Annotated in this window: 14 protein-coding genes; 9 read left to right on the forward strand and 5 right to left on the reverse strand. The window is 45.1% G+C overall.

Annotation, left to right across the window (positions count from 1 at the left end):
* Positions 1-188 precede the first annotated feature (188 nt).
* The 4 genes from K429_RS0105110 to K429_RS0105125 all read left to right on the forward strand — a co-directional run bounded on the left by K429_RS0105110 (position 189) and on the right by K429_RS0105125 (position 8,581).
* The gene (locus tag K429_RS0105110; protein ID WP_025726238.1) at positions 189-2,474 is read left to right on the forward strand and encodes a TonB-dependent receptor domain-containing protein; all 2,286 of its coding nucleotides are present in this window, start codon (positions 189-191) and stop codon (positions 2,472-2,474) included.
* A 41-nt stretch (positions 2,475-2,515) separates the two neighbouring features.
* Entirely contained in the window at positions 2,516-4,705 is a 2,190-nt protein-coding gene (locus tag K429_RS0105115) for an alpha-galactosidase (protein ID WP_025726239.1), read from the forward strand.
* Positions 4,706-4,859: 154 nt separating this feature from the next.
* Positions 4,860-7,625 (forward strand): substrate-binding domain-containing protein, encoded by a 2,766-nt coding sequence (locus K429_RS0105120; RefSeq protein WP_025726240.1) that lies wholly within the window; start codon positions 4,860-4,862, stop codon positions 7,623-7,625.
* A gap of 68 nt (positions 7,626-7,693) precedes the next feature.
* Entirely contained in the window at positions 7,694-8,581 is an 888-nt protein-coding gene (locus K429_RS0105125) for a PfkB family carbohydrate kinase (RefSeq protein ID WP_007217384.1), read from the forward strand.
* 36 nt (positions 8,582-8,617) lie between these two features.
* Here K429_RS0105125 and K429_RS0105130 read toward each other — a convergent pair whose 3' ends face one another.
* The 3 genes from K429_RS0105130 to K429_RS0105140 all read right to left on the reverse strand — a co-directional run bounded on the left by K429_RS0105130 (position 8,618) and on the right by K429_RS0105140 (position 13,678).
* Complete coding sequence (locus K429_RS0105130) at positions 8,618-8,806, reverse strand: hypothetical protein (protein ID WP_007214827.1); 189 nt, start codon at positions 8,804-8,806, stop codon at positions 8,618-8,620.
* 102 nt (positions 8,807-8,908) lie between these two features.
* Positions 8,909-12,466 carry a pyruvate:ferredoxin (flavodoxin) oxidoreductase gene (gene nifJ, locus K429_RS0105135; RefSeq protein WP_025726241.1) on the reverse strand — a complete coding sequence of 1,186 codons (3,558 nt, stop codon included), beginning with the start codon at positions 12,464-12,466 and terminating at the stop codon, positions 8,909-8,911.
* A gap of 33 nt (positions 12,467-12,499) precedes the next feature.
* The gene (locus K429_RS0105140; protein ID WP_007217386.1) at positions 12,500-13,678 is read right to left on the reverse strand and encodes an ATP-binding protein; all 1,179 of its coding nucleotides are present in this window, start codon (positions 13,676-13,678) and stop codon (positions 12,500-12,502) included.
* A 162-nt stretch (positions 13,679-13,840) separates the two neighbouring features.
* Between K429_RS0105140 and K429_RS0105145 the strand changes: the two genes are divergently transcribed.
* On the forward strand, positions 13,841-15,043 hold the full coding sequence (locus K429_RS0105145; protein ID WP_025726242.1) for a hypothetical protein: 1,203 nt from the start codon (positions 13,841-13,843) through the stop codon (positions 15,041-15,043).
* A gap of 890 nt (positions 15,044-15,933) precedes the next feature.
* Here K429_RS0105145 and K429_RS0105150 read toward each other — a convergent pair.
* The gene (locus K429_RS0105150; RefSeq protein ID WP_007217388.1) at positions 15,934-17,409 is read right to left on the reverse strand and encodes a glycoside hydrolase family 10 protein; all 1,476 of its coding nucleotides are present in this window, start codon (positions 17,407-17,409) and stop codon (positions 15,934-15,936) included.
* Between the two features lie 171 nt (positions 17,410-17,580).
* Here K429_RS0105150 and K429_RS0105155 point away from each other — a divergent pair, with 171 nt between their 5' ends.
* From K429_RS0105155 to K429_RS0105165, 3 genes are read left to right on the forward strand one after another with little or no spacing between them, the layout of a single operon-like run.
* Positions 17,581-19,011, forward strand: a complete 1,431-nt coding sequence (locus tag K429_RS0105155) for a carbon starvation protein A (protein ID WP_007217389.1) — start codon at positions 17,581-17,583, stop codon at positions 19,009-19,011.
* A complete protein-coding gene (locus tag K429_RS0105160; RefSeq protein ID WP_007214819.1) occupies positions 19,011-19,244 on the forward strand; it encodes a hypothetical protein in 234 nt (77 codons plus the stop codon). The genes K429_RS0105155 and K429_RS0105160 overlap by 1 nt, the downstream gene beginning before the upstream one ends.
* Before the next feature lie 9 nt (positions 19,245-19,253).
* A complete protein-coding gene (locus K429_RS0105165; protein WP_007217390.1) occupies positions 19,254-19,739 on the forward strand; it encodes an outer membrane beta-barrel protein in 486 nt (161 codons plus the stop codon).
* Positions 19,740-19,918: 179 nt separating this feature from the next.
* On the opposite strand, the gene uvrA is transcribed toward K429_RS0105165, so the two are convergent.
* Positions 19,919-22,696 carry an excinuclease ABC subunit UvrA gene (uvrA, locus tag K429_RS0105170; RefSeq protein WP_007214817.1) on the reverse strand — a complete coding sequence of 926 codons (2,778 nt, stop codon included), beginning with the start codon at positions 22,694-22,696 and terminating at the stop codon, positions 19,919-19,921.
* Positions 22,697-22,858: 162 nt separating this feature from the next.
* Here uvrA and K429_RS0105175 point away from each other — a divergent pair, with 162 nt between their 5' ends.
* Entirely contained in the window at positions 22,859-24,796 is a 1,938-nt protein-coding gene (locus tag K429_RS0105175; RefSeq protein ID WP_025726243.1) for a sensor histidine kinase KdpD, read from the forward strand.
* Positions 24,797-24,808 lie beyond the last annotated feature (12 nt).

The raw sequence follows: 24,808 nt of genomic DNA on the forward strand, positions 1-24,808 counted from the left end.
GGAATGATGTAAATAGCTTGTTATCAGTGCTGTATTGTAGATGATACTCTCACGCCAATCTACCTGACGGCTACTTGCGGAAACCGGGCATTATTATACCTGTTAACTTTGCCCTCGTTGAAAGATAAGGGGAATATTTCTTATCTGATGCCTTGAACCGAAAGTTTAATTTTAAATCCATTAATAGTATGAAAGCAAGTCTCTTTTCTTATGTCATATCGGCAGCCTTATCATTCGCTACTATTGCAACAGCGAGCAAACCGGTAGAGAATGACACTATCCGTAGTAAAAAAACGGAGATCAGCGAACGCAATGTAATGCTGAATGCTTCGGATGCAAACAAGCCCCGTGAAATTCAGATCGGACTTCCCAGTGAAGATGTAAATGTGTATGAAAACGGATTACCCGCTGTCTATTCTTCGGCTGTGCATAAGCTGGCTACTCACTGGCGCAGCGATGCCAGCCTGGGCGAAGTAGGGCTGATGACACCGTCTGAATCTGCTATTGCTACCGGAAACATCGCTTATTCCGTAAATTCTTTCTCCAAATTGGGGCAAAAGGAGTTCAAAGGAGTCTTGAATTACCGCACCAACCATTTTGGGTGGCAAAATATAGACATGAATGTGTCCGGTGGCATCGGAAACCGCTGGCTCTATACAGCCAGCATCTATCAGAACTTCGATCCGGGTAGTTTCTCTCCTAAGTTTGAAAACTTCAGTGACCGTACCCAACTTTATCATGCAGGGCTGACGCGCCTTTTCAACAATAATCGCGGAAGGTTCTCAGTTATCTATAAGTTCTCAAAAAGCAGTGCATTGGGTTCGATGATTAACGCTGCTCCGTTTATCTATGTGGGAGATGGCAGTGTGAAAGAAATTCCTGGCTTCAAGTTAGGAACTTCTTCGTATGCTCCCGAAGGTGGACGTTTTCAGTACATGGATGTGATGGACGGAAAGATGAAGAGCGGTCGGTTTGGTGACTTTACAGGCAATAAGGCGCATGAAGTGGCTATGCTGTTTGATTATACCTTCCGTAACAATCTGAACTGGACGCTGAATGCCAAGTTTATGAATGCTCCCGAAGCTAACTATGTGGACTTTGGTGGTAGCAATATCAACAAAGCCACGGTGGCGGACGGCCTTTTTCAGGATGGTTCGGAGGATGCCTATACCGGATTGGTCGAAGGCAGGCGTACTTGGTTGCATCTTGGCAAAGTGAAGAATGCATTGCTTACTTCCGAACTGAAAAAGAAGATAGGCGACCATGACGTACGCCTGGGGCTGAATGAATGGTTTTATCATTTGGATTATCACTCTTCTTCTTTTCAATGGGTAGGCACGGTTACTGAATATCCGCAGATACTGAATTGTGTGGTAGCTGACGGGACTACTGCTAAATTCAGTGGTTTCAATGAGCTGAGTCCGGAATATACCAAAGGGACCGAAAACAAACTGGCTGCCTACTTTACGGATAACTGGCAGGTAAGTCCGAAATTCACTGTCTATTATGGTGCCCGTCTGGAATATTACCGTATGTCTGCCGATCAGATTCCTTATGGTCGCTATTCCGGCTTCCACATCGGTGATACTCACGAATATACGGACAATCAAGGGAATATACTTTCTACTGAAAAGATACAGCCGCAGAAAGTAGTAAAAGATAAGCTGAACTATGCTGCAACGGCACAATTCACTTATAAACTGACCAAGAACTTTGGGCTGACTGCCGACGGAACCGTCGCCACCCGCTTCCCACGTATCAATGAATATGCCGGAACAGGACCTACCGAAGAGCAATATAAGCGTGTGACTATTCCTTTGCTGCGTGGCGGATTATTTTATCAGAATGACTGGATAAACCTGACTTCCATGATTACTTATATTTCCAAGTCGAATAATATAGACCAGCAGAATGTAACCAAACCGGGAACAACGCAGTCCAAGACGACCTTGCTGATTTACGATATCAAGACATTGGGTTGGACCACTTCCGCTGAAATCAATCCTTTCAAAGGTTTCCATCTGCATGCCCTGTTTACTTATCAGAAACCGACTTATAACAATTACTTTATCAAATCTCCGTTTGAAGGAGTGCCTGACTTGAATGCTAATGGCAACATAGTGAAAGAAATTCCGCAGATACTGGCTGAAATAGATCCCAGTTATAACATAACTCCCGATCTGCGCTTGTGGCTCAGTTTCCGTTATTTCGGGAAGACGTATGCCAATCTGACTAATGCCCTCTATTTCAACGGTCGTTGGGAAACCTTCGGTGGTGTGAACTGGAAAGTGAATAAGCACCTCTCACTGGGGGCAACGGTAGTGAACTTCCTGAACCAAAAGGGTGCAAGCGGAACTATCAGCGGCGCCGAACTACTGGGCAAGGAAGAAGCAGGTAAATTCAAAGATCATTATATGAGTGGTAATTACTTGCGTCCATTTACACTGGAATTCAGTGCAAGCCTTTCATTCTAAATTAATTTAATATATTTTTGTAACTAAATTCATTGTACACCATGAAAAATTTACTTGTAACTCTCTTTGCATGTGCTACATTGTCGTATGCCAATGCAGCGGAAAACAAAACGATCCGTATTTCTACGGATAACACCGACCTGGTGCTTCAGGTAGGCGACAACGGCCGTCTGTATCAAACTTACTTAGGTGAAAAACTGCTGCATGAGCAGGATTTGAATAACTTTCAGTGGAATATCCATGCCGGTGCCGACGGTAGTGTAAGTAAACGCGGTTGGGAAGTATATGGTGGTTCGGGTAATGAAGATTACTTTGAACCGGCTATCGCTATCACTCACAATGATGGTAATCCGTCCACTATGTTGTATTATGTTTCTTCCTCCTCCAAGGCGGTTGAGGGTGGTACGGAAACTGTGGTTAATCTCCGTGACGATCAGTATCCGGTAGACGTTACTCTGCACTATGTGGCTTATCCGAAAGAAAATGTTATCAAGACTTGGAGTGAAATCAAGCATCAGGAAAAGAAACCTGTCTTGCTTTCTACATACGCCTCTGCCATGCTTTATTTCAATAATTCCGCTTATTACCTGACTGAGTTCAGTAGTGACTGGGCAAAGGAAGCGCAAATGAGCAGCCAGCAATTGCAATTTGGCAAGAAAGTAATTGATACGAAGTTGGGAAGTCGTGCTGCCATGCATACGCATCCTTTCTTTGAAGTAGGGTTGGATCAGCCGGTCAGCGAACATCAGGGAAATGTATTGATGGGTACGTTGGGATGGACCGGTAATTTCCGCTTCACGTTTGAAGTGGACAATGTTGGGAATCTTCGTGTGATTTCCGGTATCAATCCTTACGCTTCGAATTATGAACTGAAACCGAATGAAGTGTTTACCACTCCCGAATTCATATTTACTTTAAGTAATGACGGTGCCGGAAAAGGAAGCCGTAACCTCCATGAGTGGGCACGCAACTACAGCCTGAAAGATGGTAAAGGGAGTCGTCTGACTCTTCTGAATAACTGGGAAAATACAGGTTTTAACTTTAATCAGGAGATACTGGCCGAGTTAATGAAGGAAGCCAAGCATCTGGGCGTAGATATGTTCTTGTTGGACGATGGTTGGTTTGCGAACAAATATCCCCGTAAGAATGATCATGCGGGTTTGGGAGACTGGGATGTGAATCACGATAAATTGCCCGGTGGCATTCCGGCGCTGGTGAAAGCTGCCAAGGATGCAGATGTGAAGTTTGGTATCTGGATTGAACCAGAAATGGTGAATCCCAAGAGCGAACTCTTCGAGAAACATCCGGACTGGGCGATCACACTGCCTAATCGTGAAACATATTATTACCGTAACCAATTGGTACTTGACCTTAGCAATCCGAAGGTGCAGGATTATGTGTATGGTGTTGTAGAGAATATAATGAAGGAGAATCCCGAAGTTGCTTTCTTCAAATGGGATTGCAACAGTCCTATCACCAATATCTATTCTCCGTATCTGAAGAACAAACAGGGACAGTTGTATATTGATCATGTCCGTGGCATCTATAATGTTCTGAAGCGTGTGAAAGCGAATTATCCTGATGTCCCGATGATGCTTTGTTCCGGTGGTGGTGCCCGTTGCGATTACGAAGCGCTTAAATATTTCACAGAGTTCTGGTGCAGCGACAATACGGATCCTGTAGAACGTATTTATATCCAGTGGGGCTTTTCCCAGTTCTTCCCTGCGAAAGCTATGGATGCCCATGTGACCAGTTGGAATAAAGCGACTTCTGTAAAATTCCGTACGGATGTAGCTTCTATGTGTAAGCTTGGTTTTGATATAGGTCTGAAAGAACTCACGGCTGATGAATTGACTTACTGCCAGACGGCTGTTGCCAACTGGAAGCGTCTGCAAAGTGCCATTATGGATGGTGATCAATATCGTTTGGTGTCTCCGTATGAGGGCAATCACATGGCACTGAATTATGTAAGCAAGGATGCAAACAAAGCTGTATTATTTGCTTATGATATCCATCCGCGTTTCCAGGAGAAACTGATGACAGTCAAACTTCAGGGATTAAACCCGAACAAGCAATATAAAGTGGAAGAAATCAATTTGATGCCCTCTACTGAATCTAAATTAGAATCTAACGGGAAAGTTTATTCCGGTGATTATCTGATGAAAGTTGGTTTGAATGTATTTGGTTTTACAGCGACTCAGAGCCATGTTATTGAGCTTACAGCTCAATAATAGCCTTATCTGGTTTGTCTGTCCTTCTTTCCGGCAATAGTAGTCTCCCTATTCTGTCCGAGTTAAAAATCGGTGGAATAGGGAGTTTTTTTAAGAAACAGATAACGATACCTATGATAATATTTTTATATTTGCGTTACTAATAACGGAAAAGATGAGAAGATATACTATCCAATTATTACTTGTTTCACTTTCCTGGTTTTGGTTGACCACTTCGTGTACCCATCGCGAAGCACGTTTCCGTATTGGAGTTTCCCAGTGCAGCGATGATGAATGGCGACATCAGATGAACAATGAAATGTTGCGCGAGGCACTTTTCTATGACGGAGTAGAAATTGATATTCGTACGGTAAAAGATGATAATGCAGAACAGATAAAAGATATCCGTAATTTTATCAAAGAAGGAGTGGACTTGCTTGTAGTTGCACCCAATGAAGCTGCACCTATCACTCCGGTAGTGGAGGAAGCCTTCGACAGGGGAATTCCCGTCATTGTTTTCGACCGTAAGATACTTTCTGATAAATATACCGCTTATATAGGTGCTGACAACTATGAGTTAGGAAAAGCAATAGGTAACTATGTTGCTAATATGCTTCATGGACAAGGCAACGTTGTGGAGATAGCCGGTTTGACAGGTTCTACACCGGCCATGGACCGTCATCAGGGATTTGTTGCTGCCATATCTCCTTATCCCGGCATTCAGCTTCTGGCACGTGAAGATGCCGGCTGGCTACGCTCTGAGGCAGGAGAGAAGATGGATACTCTTTTGGCGCGCTTTCCTGAAATAGATGTAGTGTATGCACAGAACGACCGAATGGCGGCAGGAGCTTATGATGTTGCTGAGCGGCAGGGTAGGGCAGAAGAAATGCGCTTTATCGGTACGGATGCTTTGCCCGGTGAAGGGTATGGCGTAGAACAAGTGCTGAATGGTCAACTGGATGCCACGTTTATTTATCCTACCGGTGGTGACCGTGTGATACAGATGGCGATGGATATCCTGAATAAGCGGGACTTTCCTCGTGAAACCATATTGAGTACTTCTGTTGTAGATGCTACCAATGCGCAGATTATGCAAATGCAGACTTCGCATATTGCTACCCTTGATGAAAAAATAGAAACGATGAATGGAAAGATGAGTCAGTTCCTTGATCGTTACGCTACGCAGCAAGTCATATTATATGGCAGCTTATTGGTACTTTTATTGGTAATCGGTTTACTGGTTGCCGTTTATCTTTCTTTGCGTACCAAAAACCGCCTGAATCGTGAACTGTCCCGGCAGAAGGAGAAGTTGGAAGAACAGAAGCAACAGTTGACACAGCAGAAGGAGCTGCTCATTCAGCAGAAAGAACAGTTGGAACAGCTTTCCCGCGAACTGGAAGAGGCCACCCATGCCAAACTGGTATTCTTCACGAATGTTTCTCACGACTTCCGTACTCCGTTGACATTGATAGCAGATCCTATCAACCAGCTTCTTGCCGATAAGTCTCTTGGAGAGCATCCGCATCAACTACTGGAACTGATGAAGAAGAACGCTAACATCCTTCTTCGTCTTGTTAATCAAATTCTTGATTTCCGTAAGGTAGAGAACGGGCGGATGGAACTTCATTTGGAACCATTCGATCTTTTAAGTAGTTTCCGCGGCTGGAATGATTCTTTCCGTATGGCGTTGCTGAAAAAGCATATTTCCTTCTCTTTTGAAGCTACACCTGACACAGATTTCCGTATGATGGCAGATAGTGAGAAGATGGAACGTATCTATTTCAATTTGCTATCCAATGCTGTGAAATATACACCCGAGAATGGAAAAATAGTGGTTAAGCTGGAGGCGGAAACGACTAATTACCGTTTCTCTGTATTTAACTCAGGTAGCCATATTTCCCCAAAAGAGGTGGATGCTATCTTTGAACGCTTCTACCAGATAGACGGACATCAGGCAGGTACAGGTATCGGATTAGCGCTTGTCCGTGCCTTCGTAGAGATGCATGGCGGACAGATCACTGCCCATAGCAATGAAAAAGGAGCGACTTTTACCGTTCTTTTTCCGGCGCAGAGTGTTTCTCTGTATCATCCTACGGTTGTTACTCTTCCCACTGAGGAAGCGGAAGTCTCTGCTACATTGATAGAAACAGATTTGCCCTTGGATGAGGAAGACACGAAAACTGCAGATCGCCCGACAGTGCTGGTTATTGACGATAATGCCGATATTCGCAATTACGTAAAAACACTACTTGCTGAAGAATATCATGTGCTGGATGCACCGGAAGCTGCTACAGGGATTCGTCTCGCAATGAAATATGTTCCCGATGTGATTGTTTCCGACGTCATGATGCCTGGTATGGACGGGATAGAGTGTTGCCGGAGGTTGAAAACCGAATTGCAGACTTGTCACATTCCCGTGATTCTTCTTACAGTATGTTCACTTGATGAACAACGCATTCAGGGGTATAATGGTGGTGCTGACTCTTATATATCCAAGCCTTTCAATTCTCAGTTGTTACTGTCCCGTATCCGGAATCTGATAGATTCCCGTCGGCAGCTTCGCCAGTTCTTCGGTGATAATCAGACATTGGCGAAAGAGAATATCTGTGATATTGATAAAGATTTTGTCTCTCGTTTTAAATCTCTGGTAGAGGAGAAAATGAGAGATCCGGAACTGAATGTGGAAGACTTAGGCAAAGATATGGGACTGAGCCGTGTGCAACTCTACCGTAAACTGAAATCACTTACTAATTATGCTCCCAATGAATTGCTGCGCCAGGCACGCCTTAAAAAAGCAATTTCCCTGTTGGCTTCTTCAGAAATGACGGTTGCGGAAATTGCTTATGAAGTCGGTTTCTCGTCTCCGTCTTATTTCACGAAGTGTTATAAGGAACAATTCGGTGAAAGTCCGACGGATTTCTTAAAACGGAAGAATTTATAGCGTTGCAGGGGGAAGAAACGATAATTATTGGCTATTTTTGCAGTCTGAAAAATGGAACTGAATATTTTATGAAATACGATCTTTGTTGTATCGGATATATTACTTTGGATAAAGTAGTTACTCCGCAGAAAACTGTGCACATGCCCGGAGGAACCTCTTTCTATTTTGCGCATGCCATCAAACACCTGAGTACGGAAGGATTCCAACTTGTCACCGCCTTGGCTGATAGCGAGATGCCGGTGGTGGATGATTTGAGGACAGACGGTATTGAAGTGAAAGTACTCCCCAGCATCCATTCCATCTGCTTTGAGAATATTTATGGCGAGGATACCAATGAAAGAAAGCAGCGGGTTACTGCTAAAGCTGATCCTTTTACGATTGAAGGTTTGCAGGATGTAAATGCCCGGATTTTTCATTTGGGTAGTTTACTGGCGGATGATTTTTCACTGGATGTTATCAAATATCTTGCCGGGAAAGGATTACTTTCTCTTGATGTACAGGGTTATTTGCGTGAAGTGCAGAACGAAGAAGTATTGGCGGTGGACTGGGCTGAAAAAGAAGAAGCCTTGAAATATATCCATATCTTGAAAGCTAATGAACACGAAATGGAGGTGCTTACGCAATGTTCAGATCCTTATGATGCTGCTGTTAAATTGGCGGACTGGGGAGTGAAGGAAGTCTTGCTGACTTTGGGAGACAAAGGCTCACTTATTTATGTTGATGAACGATTCTATGAAATTCCGGCATATCCGGTAGAGAATGTTGCCGATGCTACCGGTTGTGGGGATACGTATATGGCGGGCTATCTGTATATGCGTAAAAGAGGAGCATCTTATCAGGAAGCCGGTTGTTTTGCCGCTGCCATGTGTTCCGTCAAACTACAGAGCTACGGTCCGTTCGGTGGAACGGAGGAAGACGTACATAGCTTAATAAAAAAAGAAAATGCCGTAATTTAAGTACGGCATTTTCTTTTTTTATACAGATAGATCTGTTTATTTCAACATTGAAGGTAAATTGTCTCTTCCCCAGAAATAATAAAAGATCAGTCCGATCCAACTGGTGAGCAATACAAGAATAGCGACCAATAGTTTCTTGACGCCATCTACCTTCCATTGCATAATTTCCAATACGGCTTTGATAGCAAGTATCAGGCCTATAATCCAAATAATAAATCCAATCATAATGTTCGTTGCTTTTGTTTGAAAACAAATAAAGGCTGCATCCGGTTCACGGTGCAGCCTTCATTTTTCAGAGTTTATTATTTACTATTTTAATAATAGAAATTATTCGGCATCAGCACCCCAGTTTCCTTTAGACAGACGCTTGTAGCTGTTATAACGCCACTTGGCATTGTCTTCGGCAGCTTGGAACAGTTCAGCAGCTTCTGAAGGATATTGTTTCATTACAGAAGAGTAACGAACCTCGCTCTTCAGGAAGTCCTGGAATCCAGCCCAATCCGGTTCTTTGCTATCCAGCTGGAACGGATTCTTGCCTTCAGCTTCCAAAGCCGGGTTGTAACGCCACAAGTGCCAGTAACCGCACTTAACAGCCTTTTCTTCCTCAGCTTGGCTCTTGCCCATACCCAGCTTCAGACCGTGGTTGATACACGGAGCGTAAGCGATGATGAGTGACGGTCCGGGATAAGCTTCAGCTTCACGGATTGCTTTCAGAGTCTGAGCTTGGTCAGCACCCATAGCGATCTGAGCTACGTAAACGTAACCGTAAGTAGTAGCCATCAAACCAAGGTCTTTCTTACGTACACGCTTACCGGCAGCGGCAAACTTAGCGATAGCACCCACCGGAGTAGCCTTAGAAGACTGACCACCTGTGTTAGAGTAAACCTCAGTATCCAAAACCAGGATGTTAACATCCTTACCGCTGGCGATTACATGGTCGAGACCACCGTAACCGATATCGTAAGAAGCACCGTCACCACCGATGATCCACTGGCTGCGTTTTACTAAATATTGAGTCAAGCCTTTCAGTTCCTTGCTAACCGGGCAGCCGGCAGCGATGCCTTGCTCGATGATAGCCTCGATCTGAGGTGCAAGTTCTTTAGTCTTGTCTGCGTCGTACATGTTTTCAATCCATGCTTTCAATACTTCCTTAGCCTCAGCAGGAGCATTGTCACCTTCCAGAATCTGGTTGAACAGTTTCACGATACGATCACGCATCTTTTCATTAGCGAGTTCCATACCCAAACCGAATTCGCAGAAGTCTTCGAACAAAGAGTTTGCCCAAGCAGGACCTTGACCCTTTTCGTTCTTAGTATAAGGAGTAGAGGGTACTGAACCGGAGTAGATAGAAGAACATCCTGTTGCATTGGCTACCATTTCGCGGTCACCGAACAACTGAGTAATCAACTTCACGTACGGAGTTTCACCACAACCGGAGCAAGCGCCTGAGAATTCAAACAACGGAGTAGCGAACTGAGAGTTCTTTACGTTAGCTTTAACATCAACCAAATGTTGCTTGCTTGCTACCTTTTCAGCACAGTAATCCCAGTTAGGGACTTGGTTCAACTGGCTTTCCAGATGTTTCATAGTCAAAGCCTTGCCACCCTTCTTCGGATTACCCGGACAGATATCGGCACAGTTACCGCAACCCAGACAGTCGAGAACATCAACCTGGATACGGAATGTCATACCGTCGAATACTTTACCTACAGCTTTCAGCATCTCGAAGTTTGCACCCTTCTGCTCTTCAGCATCCAGAACGAACGGACGGATAGAAGCGTGAGGACAAACATAAGCACACTTGTTACACTGGATACAATTTTCAGCATTCCATTCGGGAACGAAAGCAGCTACACCACGTTTTTCGTATTTAGCTGTACCTTGATACCAAGTACCATCTTCGATGCCCTTAAATGCAGATACCGGCAGCAAGTCACCATCTTGTGCGTTGATCGGACGAACTACTTCGTTAATGAATGCAGGATCGTTGTTTTCAGTCTTAGCGTCGTCAGCCAGGTTAACCCAAGCAGGATCAACGGTCAATTGCTTGTATTCACCACCACGGTCAACGGCAGCATAGTTCTTGTTTACGATATCTTCACCCTTCTTACCGTAAGACTTCTGGATAAATTTCTTCATCTGTTCTACAGCCAGGTCAACAGGGATTACACCTGTGATACGGAAGAATGCAGATTGCAGGATTGTATTGGTACGGTTACCCAAACCGATTTCCTGTGCAATCTGAGTTGCGTTGATATAGTATACAGAGATATTGTTCTTAGCGAAATACTTCTTCACACGGGTAGGCAGGTTCTTGGCTAGTTCTTCGCCTTCCCAGATTGTATTCAGCAGGAATGTACCGTTCTTACGCAAACCGCGGGTTACATCATACATGTGCAGGTAAGCCTGAACGTGGCAAGCCACAAAGTTCGGAGTGTTTACCAAGTATGTAGAACGGATCGGAGTATCACCGAAACGTAAGTGAGAACAAGTGAAACCACCTGACTTCTTTGAGTCGTAAGAGAAGTAAGCCTGGCAGTGTTTGTCAGTATTGTCACCGATGATTTTCACAGAGTTTTTGTTAGCACCTACTGTACCGTCAGCACCCAGTCCGTAGAATTTAGCTTCGAACATACCTGCACCGCCCAATGCGATTTCTTCTTCCTGAGGAAGTGAAGTGAAAGTTACGTCGTCTACGATACCGATAGTGAAGTGGTTCTTCGGCATCGGCATAGCCAGATTCTTGAATACGGCAATGATCTGAGCAGGAGTAGTGTCCTTAGAACCCAAACCGTAACGACCGCCTACGATTACCGGAGCATCAGCTGCACCATAATAGCAGTCTTTAACATCGAGGTACAACGGTTCGCCGTTCGCACCCGGTTCCTTCGTACGGTCAAGAACTGCAATAGTCTTAGCAGTCTTAGGCACAGCAGCCAGGAAGTGCTTAGCAGAGAATGGACGATACAGGTGTACGGCAACCATACCTACCTTTTCGCCATTAGCCATCAGGTGGTCGATAGCTTCACGGGCAGCTTCGGTTACAGAACCCATAGCGATGATTACGCGTTCTGCGTCTTCAGCACCATAGTAATCGAACAATCCATATTTACGTCCTGTGATTTTAGAAATTTCATTCATGTATTCTTCTACAATAGCAGGAACTGCTTCGTAGTAGTTGTTGCAAGATTCACGGTGCTGGAAGAAGTGGTCGGGGTTTTCAGCCATACCACGGGCAACCGGATTCATCGGATTCAATGCGCGAGCACGGAATTCAGCCAGAGCTTTTTGGTCAATCAGCGGAGCGAGATCGTCGTTTTCCAACATCTCGATCTTCTGGATTTCGTGAGAAGTACGGAAGCCGTCGAAGAAATTAACGAACGGTACACGAGCTTTGATAGTTGATAAGTGAGCAACACCGGAGAGGTCCATAACTTCCTGTACAGAACCTTCTGCCAACATAGCGAAACCTGTCATACGGGTTGACATAACATCCTGGTGGTCACCGAAGATACACAGCGCGTGAGAAGCCAGTGTGCGGGCTGATACGTGGAATACGCAAGGCAGGAATTCACCGGCAATCTTGTACATATTCGGGATCATCAGCAACAGACCTTGAGATGCAGTGTACGTTGAAGTCAACGCACCGGCTTGCAATGAACCGTGAACGGCTCCGGCAGCACCGGCTTCCGATTGCATTTCCTGTACCAATACTGTTTCGCCGAAGATGTTTTTGCGTCCTGCGGCAGCCCATTCGTCTACGTACTCAGCCATCGTAGAAGAGGGAGTGATGGGATAGATAGCAGCTACTTCAGAGAACATATACGAGATATGCGCAGCAGCCTGGTTACCATCACAAGTAATGAATTTCTTCTGTTTAGTCATAACTAAATTGAATTATTATTAAGTGAATAAATCTCAATATAAAAAGCCGAACATCCAGAGTGGAATCTGATTCCCCCTTCCTATTTCCGCTTTGTGCAGGGCATAGGTGACGCCGGGATTATTTTTTATTTTCATACCTTCCGGACAAATCTTGAAAGGCATCACATCGTCCACCAGGAATGACATATTCTTGTCGCCTTTGTTCACCTTGTGATCTTTCCACAGGGAATTTGCGAAGAAAGTGTCCAGCACATCTAGTTCTTCCACTTTCACGGGATAGATGGAGTACATCAGGTTGGAGTTGTGCATCATAATCTTCGATGGTTTCTTGGGGAATTCTTCTCCCTTCGGATATACCATATTGATAAGGCGTGCATCTGCCAAATATTTGATGTAGTTCATCACCGTGGCACGGGATGTTTGTATGTCGTTTGCCAACTGGCTTACGTTCGGGGCTTTCGGACCGTCTACTGCCAGCATATAAAGCAATTTCTTGATTTTTGAAAGATATTTCAGTTCAATCTGTTTGATAAGCAGGATGTCCACTTCTACCATCATATTCATGGTCTTCAACAGATTCTCCGAGAAATTGCGTTTCTCCAGAAAGAACGGATAGAAACCATGGTGCAGATAGTCCTGCAAGTAATCCAGTGGACGTACCTTCGAAAGGATGCCTTTGGCAATCTGTTCGTGGTTACTCAAAATCTCTTCCAGTGTATAAGCACGGAACTTCATGCCTGTTTGCAGGTTCAGATACTCACGGAAGGAGAAGCCACGCAGGTTATAACTCTTCACTATATCGCGCAGTTCCAGGTTTTCCTCTTTCAGTCGCATCACGGACGAACCGGTAAACACGATTTTGAGGTTTGGAAACCGGTCGTAGCACATTCTCAGTTCCCTGCTCCAATCCGGATGTTTGAATACCTGGTCTATCAGTAATACTTTTCCGCCGCGGCGTTGGAATTCATAAGCGAAATCAACGATGCTGAAATAAGAAAAGTAGAAATTGTTCATATTGATAAAGAGGCAGGAACGGTCAGTGCCGAATTTCTCTTTAGCATATTGTAACAGAAACGTGGTTTTACCTACACCACGCGTTCCTTTAATACCGATAAGACGGTCGTTCCAGTTGATCTCATCCATGAGGTCACGGCGAACGGGGGCATTGGTATGCTCAACAAGATAGGCGTGTGTGCGGTAGAATGCTTCCATGCTGTTAAATTCAGTTTATCGGGCGACAAATATACGTCTTTTTTATAGAATTGCAAAGTAGAGATGGCAAAATATCTTTTTTGTTAGTGAAGTTTATATATTTGCTTTACCTTGTTTTTCTCTGTAATTTTGCGGCCTTAAATAATTAAGAACTGTAATAGTATGAAACTCTATGTATTTAACCCAGACACGGACATGGCACTTGCTAATAATGAAGAAAATTATATGGCTCCCGCTTCTGCCTGTCGTATGGCCCAAGATCTTGCTTTATTACCCGTTTGGTATGCCCAACCCGGCAGTGCAGTACTTGCTCCTTCGGCCTATAACGCTGATTACCTGCAAAAAATGAAACAATTGTTCCCCCTTTCCGTGCAATTGGTCACTGAACCGGAATTACCCGATTATGCGGAATCCCAAATTGTACCTTGGGGATGGAATCGCGCTTTCCGCAAGCGTATGCAGAAGGCCGGTATTGCCCAACATAAACTTCCTACGGAAGCAGAGTTGCGCGAGTGTCGTATGCTTTCTTCCCGTGCGTATGGGATGGCTCTTGCTATGACGTTTGAACTGAATAAAACCCTCAAATGTGTTTGTGGACGTCATTTTCTGATATCAGGGGAGGGCAAGGAATTCTGCGTTCCGGATATAGTCGATGATTTTAAGGACGGCTACCTGTTCAAGTCCGTGTGGTCGGGCAGCGGAAAGGGGTTACGTTGGTGTCGCCGTGGGCTGACGAAATCTACGGCTGATTGGTGTCGTCGGGAACTGGTGAACCACGGGGCTCTTATACTGGAACCTATATATAAAAAGGAGGGGGATTTTGCCATGGAATTCTACTCCAACGGTAGGGGGAAGGTACTGTTTAGCGGCTACTCGCATTTTATTACGGATGAGAAAGGTGTTTATCGTGGTAATATGCTGGTTTCTAATGAAGAAGTGGAACAGTGGATTCTACGGTATATCCCTTTAGAAGCCTTTGTGTGCATTCGTGAGTATTTGCAGAAAGTTATAGAAGGAATTTATGGTAGGTATTATTCCGGTCCTATGGGGATAGATATGATGATCTGTCCGGATCAGAGAGGATATCCGTACGCCATTTATCCACATGTTGAAATTAATGTGCGCATGACTATGGGGATGGTTGCCCGTCAGCTTTATGATAATTTCGTCGCTCCCGGTAGCAAAGGAATTTTTAATGTCGACAATTTCCCTTCTGCCGAGGCTTTGCGGACGCAACATGAACAGGACATGAGGGATTATCCATTGATAGTGGAGGAAGGAAGAATCGTCTCCGGCTATCTGGCCTTGGTGCCGGTTACTCCTCAAAGCAGGTACCGGGCTTACGTGCGGGTGGAGGTGTGTTAACCTCACGGAACCTCATTTAACCTCACGGAACCTCACGTAACCTCCGACTGTCTCACATGCTATTCTTATCTTTATGGCTTTAAACTAAAACATAAAGAAAGATGAAAAGGAATTTCTATTTGCAGCATCCGCTGATGGCTATGCACGATCCCAGAATGCAATATCTGTTGAAAATGGAAAAGCTCAAGGGAACAGGGGCTTATTGGTTCGTTATCGAGAAATTGGCTATGTTGCCCGGCTCATGTGTCGATATGGAGTTTTTGCGTCCTTACTGCAAGATGCATAAGATATCTTTTACTTATGTCAAGAAGATCATTCTCGGTTACGAGCTTTTCGATTTTGAAGAGGACGGATCTTTTGCGCCTGCCGAACTGAACCCACTGCATAAACCGGTTCAAAAGCGGGAGGAAACAGTTGCGGATAAAACGGGAAAACCGGAAGATTCGGTTCGAAAAACGGTTCCGAAAACGACCGGAAATGTATCGGAATCGTCGGTTTCTTGGTCAAAAAATGACGAAAAACGACAAAAAACGTCGAGGGAAAAGGCGGAAAAACGCACCGGAAAATCAGATAAAACGCTGAATGATAGTATTATTAGTGAAAGTGTTGATACGGATAATAAAGAGAATATAAAAGATATACTAACAACAGCAGCAGAAGAAAAAGAAAGAAACGCTGCTGCTGCTGATTTTTCCAATGTCGAGTCTCGTCGTACGGATGCCGCGGCTTGCTGTACGGTTGCCACAGTTCAGCGTTCGCAATGTCACACTTCACCGCTTCCGGTGCCGCACTTCAGCGTCCCCAATGCTGCACTTCACACTTGTTCAAGTGTGGCGTTTCACCCATTCAAGTGTGGCATTGGGGACGCTGGAGTGTGGCATTCGGGAGGGTCATCTGCCCGCTTCGCTTTCATTGCCACAACGGTCCACGGCAGTGACAGCAAAATACTTCTTTGCCGTCCAGAAGCGGACGGGAGCATACGTGTATTCCGTTCCTTGTACTCGCTGGGCAATAATATTTTCCGGATTGGAGGTATCCACCGGGTAAGTGTCCGAGCCGTAGATGACGTAGGTCGGTACATTACGTTTGTCGTTGTCCGTGGCGGGCATCCAACTGAGGTGGATGTATCCGTCCGGCAGTCGAGTGACAGTAAGGTGGGTAGGGGCTGTCGGTGGCACGTTGTCTATCCAGGGCATGGCAGGTTGCAGGGCAGGAGCGGTATAAAAGTCCTCTTCCAATACATCATACAACCCTTGTGTGTTGTCCATCAGATATTTCACACGATAATGGGCCTGACCTGCCAGTTTGTGGGTACGGATGAAGTGCATCTGACGCTCCACTTCATCCAGTGTCCAGTTTCCTTCACTGGGATCGAGGAAATAGATACCCAGTCCGGGAATGATCTGGCGACCATTACTTTGTTCCTGCCAGTCGAGAGCAAAAGGATAGAAATGGTTACCCCGGAAGTAAAGCATGGGATATATCTGATCCTGTATGCCTTCACCCAACCAACCTTGTGCATCTTGGTAAACAGTATGAAAAGCATTCCATCCGCGGGAGGGATAACGAGAGGTATCACGGTATTTTCCTACAGGGCAGGTACTTACCTTTACCCAGGGTTTCAGAGCTTTCACACCTTTGTAGAGGTGTCGGACGATTTCCGTAATGTTATCCCTGCGCCATTGGGCGAGGTCGCGTCCTTTGCCATATTTCCGGAAATCATAGGTGTCTGGGAATCGGGGAGCATTCTCCGGATAACGCAGATAGTCGAAGTGGACGCCATCCACATCATATTTTTCCACAACCTCGCGTACAAGGCTCATCAGATATTCTTTGGTTGCCGGATTTCCGGGATTGAGGAAGTATTCACGCTTATAAGGCACACAAATAGCGGATTTCTGTTTGGTTACGGAGGCATTGCCCAGATTGGCAACATGCTTGCGATTGCCTAACGGAATGGCTACCATCCAGGCATGGCATTCCATACCACGCTTATGACACTCTTCTATGGCAAAAGCCAGTGGATCGTACCCCGGATCAGCAGCTGTTTTCCCAGTCAGAATGGAGTTGAACGGTTCTATCTTTGAGCGGTAGAGCACGTCACCGCGCGTTCGCGTCTGGAAGAGCACAGTGTTGAAGTTGGCATCTTTCAGTCGGTCAAGTATCTCGACTAGTTCTGCCTTTTGTTTTCGGATGCCTTCGGGACTGGTGGCACGGGTACGGGGCCAGTCCAAACCATAGACGGCGGTGACCCAGGCAGCGCGCACTTCGTATTTTGGAGGACGGGTAACCATCTCACCGGCGGATTGCGCGGTAAGGGGCAGAACGAATGTGATAAATAATATAGTGAGAAGTAACTGTTTCATGTTGATAGAGATTTTATTGTAATACCTAATACTTATTCTAAACAAATTCTCTTTTCCTTCTTTATTTCTGTCATTTTTAGCGGCGAAGATAAGTAAAACACTTGAGAATGTTGTGCAGTTTCCTTAGAAACTATTACATTTGCGTCCATTAAAAATAATGAATAACGCACCATGATTACATTTACGCTTTGCCTGTTGGCATTAATAGCAGGTTATTTTCTTTACGGGCGTTTCATCGAACATATTTTCGGCCCTGACGATCGTAAGACGCCTGCTTTGACTAAGACCGATGGGGTGGATTATATCCCTTTGCCCACCTGGAAGATTTTCATGATACAATTTCTTAATATTGCCGGTTTGGGTCCTATCTTCGGTGCTATTATGGGGGCTAAATTTGGTGTATCATCTTATTTGTGGATTGTGCTCGGCAGTATCTTTGCCGGAGCCGTACATGATTACCTGGCAGGTATGCTCTCTCTGCGTAATGGCGGTGAAAGCTTGCCGGAGATCATCGGTCGCTATCTGGGAGTAACTACCAAGCAGGTGATGCGCGGTTTTACAGTTCTTTTGATGATATTGGTAGGAGCTGTCTTTGTGGCCGGCCCTGCCGGATTGCTGGCAAAACTGACACCGGAATCTTTGGATGTTACGTTCTGGATAATAGTAGTATTTATCTATTATATTTTTGCCACTTTGTTGCCGGTTGATAAAATCATAGGTAAGATATATCCGCTTTTTGCTGTTGCATTGCTTTTTATGGCGGTGGGTATACTGGTGATGCTTTATGTGAAGCATCCTGTCTTACCGGAATTCTGGGACGGATTACAGAATACGAACCCTAATGCTGTTGAACTACCCATTTTCCCGATTATGTTTGTCAGCATAGCCTGTGGTGCTATCAGTGGTTTCCATGCTACGCAAAGTCCGTTAATGGCTCGTTGTATGACGAGTGAACGTCACGGTCGCCCTGTGTTCTATGGTGCTATGATTACCGAAGGTATTGTTGCCCTGATTTGGGCGGCAGCTGCCACCTATTTCTTTCATGAAAACGGAATGGGGGAGACGAATGCTGCCGTAGTAGTGGATGCTATCACCAAAGATTGGCTCGGTACTGTGGGAGGATTCCTTGCTATATTAGGTGTGATTGCCGCGCCTATCACGAGTGGTGACACCGCTTTCCGCTCTGCCCGCCTTATTGTGGCAGACTTCCTCGGAATGGAACAAAAATCCATGCGTCGTCGTTTGTATATATGTATTCCTATGTTTCTCGCTGCTATCGGTTTGTTGCTCTACAGTTTGAGCGACAAAGAGGGTTTTGACATGATTTGGCGTTACTTTGCATGGACCAATCAGACGCTTTCCGTCTTTACGCTTTGGGCGATTACCGTCTATCTGGTACGTGAAAAGAAAGGACATTACTTTTATGTAACTTATGTTCCGGCTGTATTTATGACAACTGTTTGTATAACATACATCTGTATAGCCCCCGAAGGCTTTGGCTTAGGACCTCAGACTGCTCTCGGTGTTGCCATTCTGGCTGCTGTGGTAGCTGCGCTCTGGTTTAGTATCTGGTATTTTAAAACGACTAAAAAACTTTGGTAATGAAGAGATTTAAAAAATCTACAAGCATCACGATTGCTCTGCTTATCTATGTGAGTGCTACGGCAGCCTATTTCCTGCCGCGCAACACTGTTATCAGTGATACGGAAAAATACGTCACTGTTGCAGCATCCTATATCATTGTGTTTATCCTCTGGTTGGTGTTGCGTAAGAAAGAAGACTTGCAGCGAAAACGTAGAGAGGAAGATGAAAAGTACAATAACACCAAAAACTAATAAGTAACAATGAAAAAATTAGCATTACTCGTTTGTCTGCTTGTGGCCACAGTGGCTGCCCAGGCACAATTTGAAAAAGGAAAGTGGATCTTGAATCCGTCGATTTCCGGCTTAGGTTTGTCGCATAATACAGAGACAGACAAGACTTCATTTGGCATTGAAGCCAAAGGTGGTGCGTTTCTGCTGGATAATGTGGCGTTATTGATACATGCAGGAGCCAAATGGAATGAAAAAGGAGGTGATACGGATGTTTATACACTCGGTGTGGGCGGTCGTTATTATTTCAGTAAGATTGGTCTATATCTGGGTGCTGATGTCAACGTAGACCGTTGGGATCGAGGGACAAGCGATGATACCAAGTTTTCTTTCGGTGCGGAAGCAGGGTACGCTTTCTTTCTGTCGAGGACGGTGACACTTGAGCCGGCTGTGTATTGGAACGTAAACGGTGACCGTTCGGTATTTGGTCTGAAGGTTGGTTTCGGTTTCTACTTCTAACTTACATAACTCCTGCTATGAATAAAGCAAGCTAAGGTTTTTCCGCTTTGCAGATTATTATAAATTGTCCCATGAGATAAAACAGTTTGTCTTGTGGGACGATTTTTTTTATCTCATGGGACGGATATTTTTATCTCACGAGACAGAATAATCCGTCTCATGAGATGAGTTTCACTCAATTATTTCATGTGCAGTTTTTCTTGCAGGAATTGTCCTGTATAACTTGCCGCACATTTTGCCACTTCTTCCGGTGTACCTGCCGCTACCAGATTTCCACCTTTGTCACCACCTTCCGGTCCGAGGTCTATCACATAGTCGGCACACTTGATAACGTCCATGTTATGCTCGATGATTACGATGGAGTGTCCACGTAATATCAGGGCATCGAAAGCTTCCAGTAATTTGCGAATATCATGGAAATGTAGTCCTGTGGTCGGTTCGTCGAAGATGAACAGGGTAGGGTCTGCCTTTTCCTGACTGAGGTAATAAGCCAGCTTCACGCGTTGGTTTTCACCACCTGAAAGGGTAGAGGAAGACTGTCCCAGTTTGATGTAGCCTAATCCTACATCTTGTAGTGGAGCGAGTTTTTTTACTATCTTCTTCTGTCCGTGTTTAGTGAAGAACTCTATAGCTTGGTTCACGGTCATCTCCAGTACATCGTAGATGTTAGCATCGTGGAACTTAACCTCCAGTGTATCAGCTTTGAAGCGTTTTCCGTGGCAGGTTTCACATTCCAACACCAAGTCGGCCATGAATTGCATTTCTACTGTGATGGTTCCGTCACCTTTACATTCTTCGCAACGTCCGCCCTCACTGTTGAATGAAAAGTAGCCGGCAGTGTATCCCATTTGTTTGGCAAGTGGTTGATCTGCCCATAGTTTGCGGATTTCGTCGTAAGCCTTGATATAAGTTACAGGATTTGAACGACTGGATTTGCCAATAGGGTTCTGATCTACAAATTCTACATTTCGCAGGTTTTGCAGGTCACCGCCGATAGAAGCGAATTCGCCCGGACGTTCGCTGCACTCATCCAGTTCGCGTTTCAGGGCACGGAAGAAGATATCGCGTACCAGGGTACTCTTTCCCGATCCGCTGACGCCGGTCACTACAGTCATTACATTCAGAGGAAAGCGCACGTTTACCCCTTTTAGGTTATTTTCGCGTGCCCCGGTCAGTTCTATGTAGTTATTCCATGGGCGGCGATGTTCCGGGACAGGAATTTCTTCTTCTCCCAACAGATAACGAACGGTGTAGCTGTCGCTGTTCGGCTGCAAATCTTTCATATCTCCCTGATAGACCACTTGTCCGCCCAGGCGGCCGGCTTTCGGCCCGATATCTATGATGTAATCCGCTGCACGGATGATTTCTTCGTCATGTTCCACGATGACAACCGTATTACCCAGTTGTTGCAATTGACGCAATACGTGTATCAACTTGTCGGTATCGCGACTGTGTAGTCCGATACTGGGCTCGTCAAGGATATAGAGTGAACCTACCAGGCTGCTGCCCAGTGAAGTGGCTAGATTAATACGTTGGCTCTCACCACCCGAAAGCGAGTTGCTGAGACGATTCAGTGTCAGATATCCCAATCCGACATCGAGAAGGAAGCGGATGCGACTGTTGATTTCCATGAGAATACGGGTAGCAACATCTTTGTCGTGCTTATCCAGTTGCAGGTTATCGAAGAAGTTTTTCAACTCCGTAATCGGCAGATCTACGAGCTGGGAAATATTTCGTCCTCCTACTCGTACATAGCTGGCTTCGGGTTTTAAGCGGGTGCCATGGCACTTCGGACACAGTGTTTTGCCACGATAACGTGCCAACATCACGCGATATTGTATCTTGTACTGATTTTCCTGCACCATCTTAAAGAAGGCGTTGATACCCTGGAAGTAAGGAGTGCCTTCCCATAGCATCCGGCGTTGTGCGTCCGTCAGCTCATAGTAAGGTGTAAAGATGGGGAATCCGGCTTTTTCGGCACCTCGTATCACCATATCTTTCCATTCACCCATCACTTCGCCACGCCAACAGACAACAGCACCGTCGTAAACGGACAGCGAACGGTTGGGAACCACCAGATGTTCATCAATACCGATTACTTTACCGAAACCTTCGCACTCAGGACAGGCACCGATGGGGGAGTTGAAGGAAAACATCTGGTCGCTCGGCTCTTCAAAAGCAATACCGTCTGCTTCGAATTTGGTGCTGAAGCGATACAGGCTGGTGGTTCCGTCAGGCTGATAGAACCGGAGCAGACAGGCACCGTCGCCTTCGTACATCGCCGTTTCGGCAGAGTCCGTCAGTCGGCTGACCGCATCTTTTTCTTTGGATGCTACCATACGGTCTATCAATAAAAAAACGGTATCTCCTTTCTTGGGTTCATATTCATCAATGCGTATCATCTCTCCGTTTACTTCCAGACGGTTGAAGCCCTGCTTCATATCAATGTCCAGTTGTTGTTTCATTGTGCGGTCTTCACGCAGTAGTATCGGAGCGAGCACTGTGTATCTTGTCCCTTCCGGATAGCCTAACATACAGTTTACGATATCTTCAGTGGAATGTTTTTTTACTTCCTCTCCGCTAATGGGGCTGAATGTCCGTCCGATGCGGGCATACAATAATCGCAGGTATTCGTATATTTCGGTAGAGGTGCCGACAGTGGAGCGTGGATTGCGGCTGCTCACCTTCTGTTCTATGGCGATGGCAGGCGGAATCCCTTTGATAAAGTCACATTCAGGCTTGCTCATACGTCCCAGAAACTGGCGGGCATAACTGCTCAGACTTTCTACATAACGACGTTGTCCCTCAGCATAAAGTGTGTCGAATGCCAGGGAGGATTTACCCGAACCGGACAACCCGGTGATGACAACAAGTTTGTTTCGGGGTATTTCTACGTCTATATTTTTCAGGTTGTTGACGCGTGCGCCTTTGATGAGTATGGAGTTGTTTTTGGTCATAATCTGAGTCACTAAAGTGAATTTAAGTTGCAAAGATAATCACTACAATTCAAATATGTATAATGATTGGCAGGTTAAGATTTGTTATACTTTTAAATAGTTGCTGACATACAAGCGGGAAAAGCACTATTTTTATGCGCATTTTAAAAACCAATCATCCTTATGCAATACCCTCGGATATGCCTGTGTGCCATGTTGGTATGCTTGTTTTCTTGTTTCGGGACAGTTATGGGACAAGATACAATTGATCTGAAATCGCTTGCCGACAGTGTACGGAAAGCGAATGGTAAACCGAATTTTCTGCCTTTGGGTATGCACTTCCTTGAATTGGCAAAAGAACGGAAGGATACGGCTAATATCAGTGACGCTTATGCTATTCTTGCCAGTCATTATTATGAATTAGGAGATACGGACAGTTTGCGTCTGGTGACTTATGAATATATGGACTGGGCAGATCGTTGCCACCGTAATACCGATCGCTATCAGGCATGGAGGCAGTACATCCAGCGAATGACCGAAAAAGGGATGCAGGAAGAGGTGATGAAGGAGACGGATTTACTCTGCAAAGACGCCGAGAAACGGAAAGATAAATACGGCATGGCATCCGGTGAAATGTGTATAGGTTATAATCACCGTGTGTTCGGTCAGAATATAAAGCTATGCCTTGAATATTATGACAGTGCATTGAAGCACTTTGAAGAAGGCAAATATTACCGTGATGCTTATGTCGTTTCCCTCAATATCATTCAAACTTATCTGGCACGTCAGTCATATAGTGACGCTGTGCCTTATCTGGACCGGTTGGGACAGTTGGGAAAGACAGTAGAGGGGAAGGATGTTGTAATAGGAGAAGCTTTGTATATGCGCTATTATCAGTTCCGGGTTATTGCTATTTTGGGGATAAAAGGAGAGAAAGCGGCAGCACCTTATATTCGTGAAGCAAATGCTTATTATCTTAAAAATAAAGAGTCTATTTCACAGGAGGGCTGGTTCGGCTATAAAATTATGTGCAGTCAGATCTTGGGTAACATAGGCAATGCCGTGGCTTATATGGATTCTCTGATTGATTACCAGCGTTCGATAGGCAATTATTATCCGGGAAACTACCGGCAAAAAGCCATTATGCTGGAACAGACCGGACATTACAAGGAGGCATGTCGTGCTTTTGCAGAGTATTCTCAGTTGAATGATTCTGTGCGTACGGCAGAGATGGATGAACAGCTGAACAAATATACCGCTCAGTTTGAGGTTGACCGTCTGAAGATGGAGAAGCTGGAACTGAGTGAGAAAATGAGCCGTGAGCGTCTGGCTTTTGTGTTTGGGGCGGGTTGTGTGATATTGCTGCTATTGATATTGGTTACTTACCTTTATATTCGTACTCTTTCCATGAACCGGAAACTGGATGTTGCTCGTAAGGAATTGCAGAAGATGGGGCGCATTAAGAGTTCGTTCATTCAGCACGTCACGCATGAGTTGCGTACACCGCTTAATTCTGTAGTAGGTTTTTCTGCATTGCTTGCCGAAGAAGGCTTGGATGTGGAAGATGCCCGTGAATATTCCAGTCAGGTAGAGAAGAACAGTGCTTATTTGTTAGAACTGATTGATAATATTATAGATATTGCCGATATGGACTCACAGACTGCGGATATGCCCAAAGAAGCGGTGGATGTGAATGCCTGCTGTCTTGAATGTATAGATGAATTGGGTGGGAAGCAGAAAGAAGGTGTGGAACTGCAATGGGTTCCCTCTCCGGATGTCCCGGTGATACAGACGGTACGAGCCTGGATGAAACGTGTGCTTACCCTTTTGTTGGATAATGCCGGGAAATTTACCGAAAAGGGTGTGATCCGTCTGCAATGCGAGGAAGATAAGGAGAATAATATCATACGTTTCATAATAGAAGATACTGGTATCGGCATTGAACCGCAATATCAGGAAACTGTTTTCGAGCGTTTCTTTAAAGTAGATAGCTTTACTCCCGGTACAGGTCTGGGACTTTCCATTGCCCGTCAGGTGATGGATATTGTAGATGGAAAGATTTACCTGGATACTTCGTACAATAGTGGCGTCCGTGTAGTTGTTGAATGGCCAATGAATTGAATAAACCCTAAT

This window comes from Bacteroides sp. 14(A), assembly GCF_000526555.1.
Lineage (GTDB): Bacteria > Bacteroidota > Bacteroidia > Bacteroidales > Bacteroidaceae > Bacteroides > Bacteroides cellulosilyticus.

Excerpts from the sequence above, each read along its gene's own strand:
- K429_RS0105110 (WP_025726238.1), top strand. The coding sequence starts at position 189 with ATGAAAGCAAGTCTCTTTTCTTATGTCATATCGGCAGCCTTATCATTC.
- K429_RS0105115 (WP_025726239.1), top strand. The coding sequence starts at position 2,516 with ATGAAAAATTTACTTGTAACTCTCTTTGCATGTGCTACATTGTCGTAT.
- K429_RS0105120 (WP_025726240.1), top strand. The coding sequence starts at position 4,860 with ATGAGAAGATATACTATCCAATTATTACTTGTTTCACTTTCCTGGTTT.
- K429_RS0105125 (WP_007217384.1), top strand. The coding sequence starts at position 7,694 with ATGAAATACGATCTTTGTTGTATCGGATATATTACTTTGGATAAAGTA.
- K429_RS0105130 (WP_007214827.1), bottom strand. The coding sequence starts at position 8,806 with ATGATTGGATTTATTATTTGGATTATAGGCCTGATACTTGCTATCAAA.
- nifJ (WP_025726241.1), bottom strand. The coding sequence starts at position 12,466 with ATGACTAAACAGAAGAAATTCATTACTTGTGATGGTAACCAGGCTGCT.
- K429_RS0105140 (WP_007217386.1), bottom strand. The coding sequence starts at position 13,678 with ATGGAAGCATTCTACCGCACACACGCCTATCTTGTTGAGCATACCAAT.
- K429_RS0105145 (WP_025726242.1), top strand. The coding sequence starts at position 13,841 with ATGAAACTCTATGTATTTAACCCAGACACGGACATGGCACTTGCTAAT.
- K429_RS0105150 (WP_007217388.1), bottom strand. The coding sequence starts at position 17,409 with ATGAAACAGTTACTTCTCACTATATTATTTATCACATTCGTTCTGCCC.
- K429_RS0105155 (WP_007217389.1), top strand. The coding sequence starts at position 17,581 with ATGATTACATTTACGCTTTGCCTGTTGGCATTAATAGCAGGTTATTTT.
- K429_RS0105160 (WP_007214819.1), top strand. The coding sequence starts at position 19,011 with ATGAAGAGATTTAAAAAATCTACAAGCATCACGATTGCTCTGCTTATC.
- K429_RS0105165 (WP_007217390.1), top strand. The coding sequence starts at position 19,254 with ATGAAAAAATTAGCATTACTCGTTTGTCTGCTTGTGGCCACAGTGGCT.
- uvrA (WP_007214817.1), bottom strand. The coding sequence starts at position 22,696 with ATGACCAAAAACAACTCCATACTCATCAAAGGCGCACGCGTCAACAAC.
- K429_RS0105175 (WP_025726243.1), top strand. The coding sequence starts at position 22,859 with ATGCAATACCCTCGGATATGCCTGTGTGCCATGTTGGTATGCTTGTTT.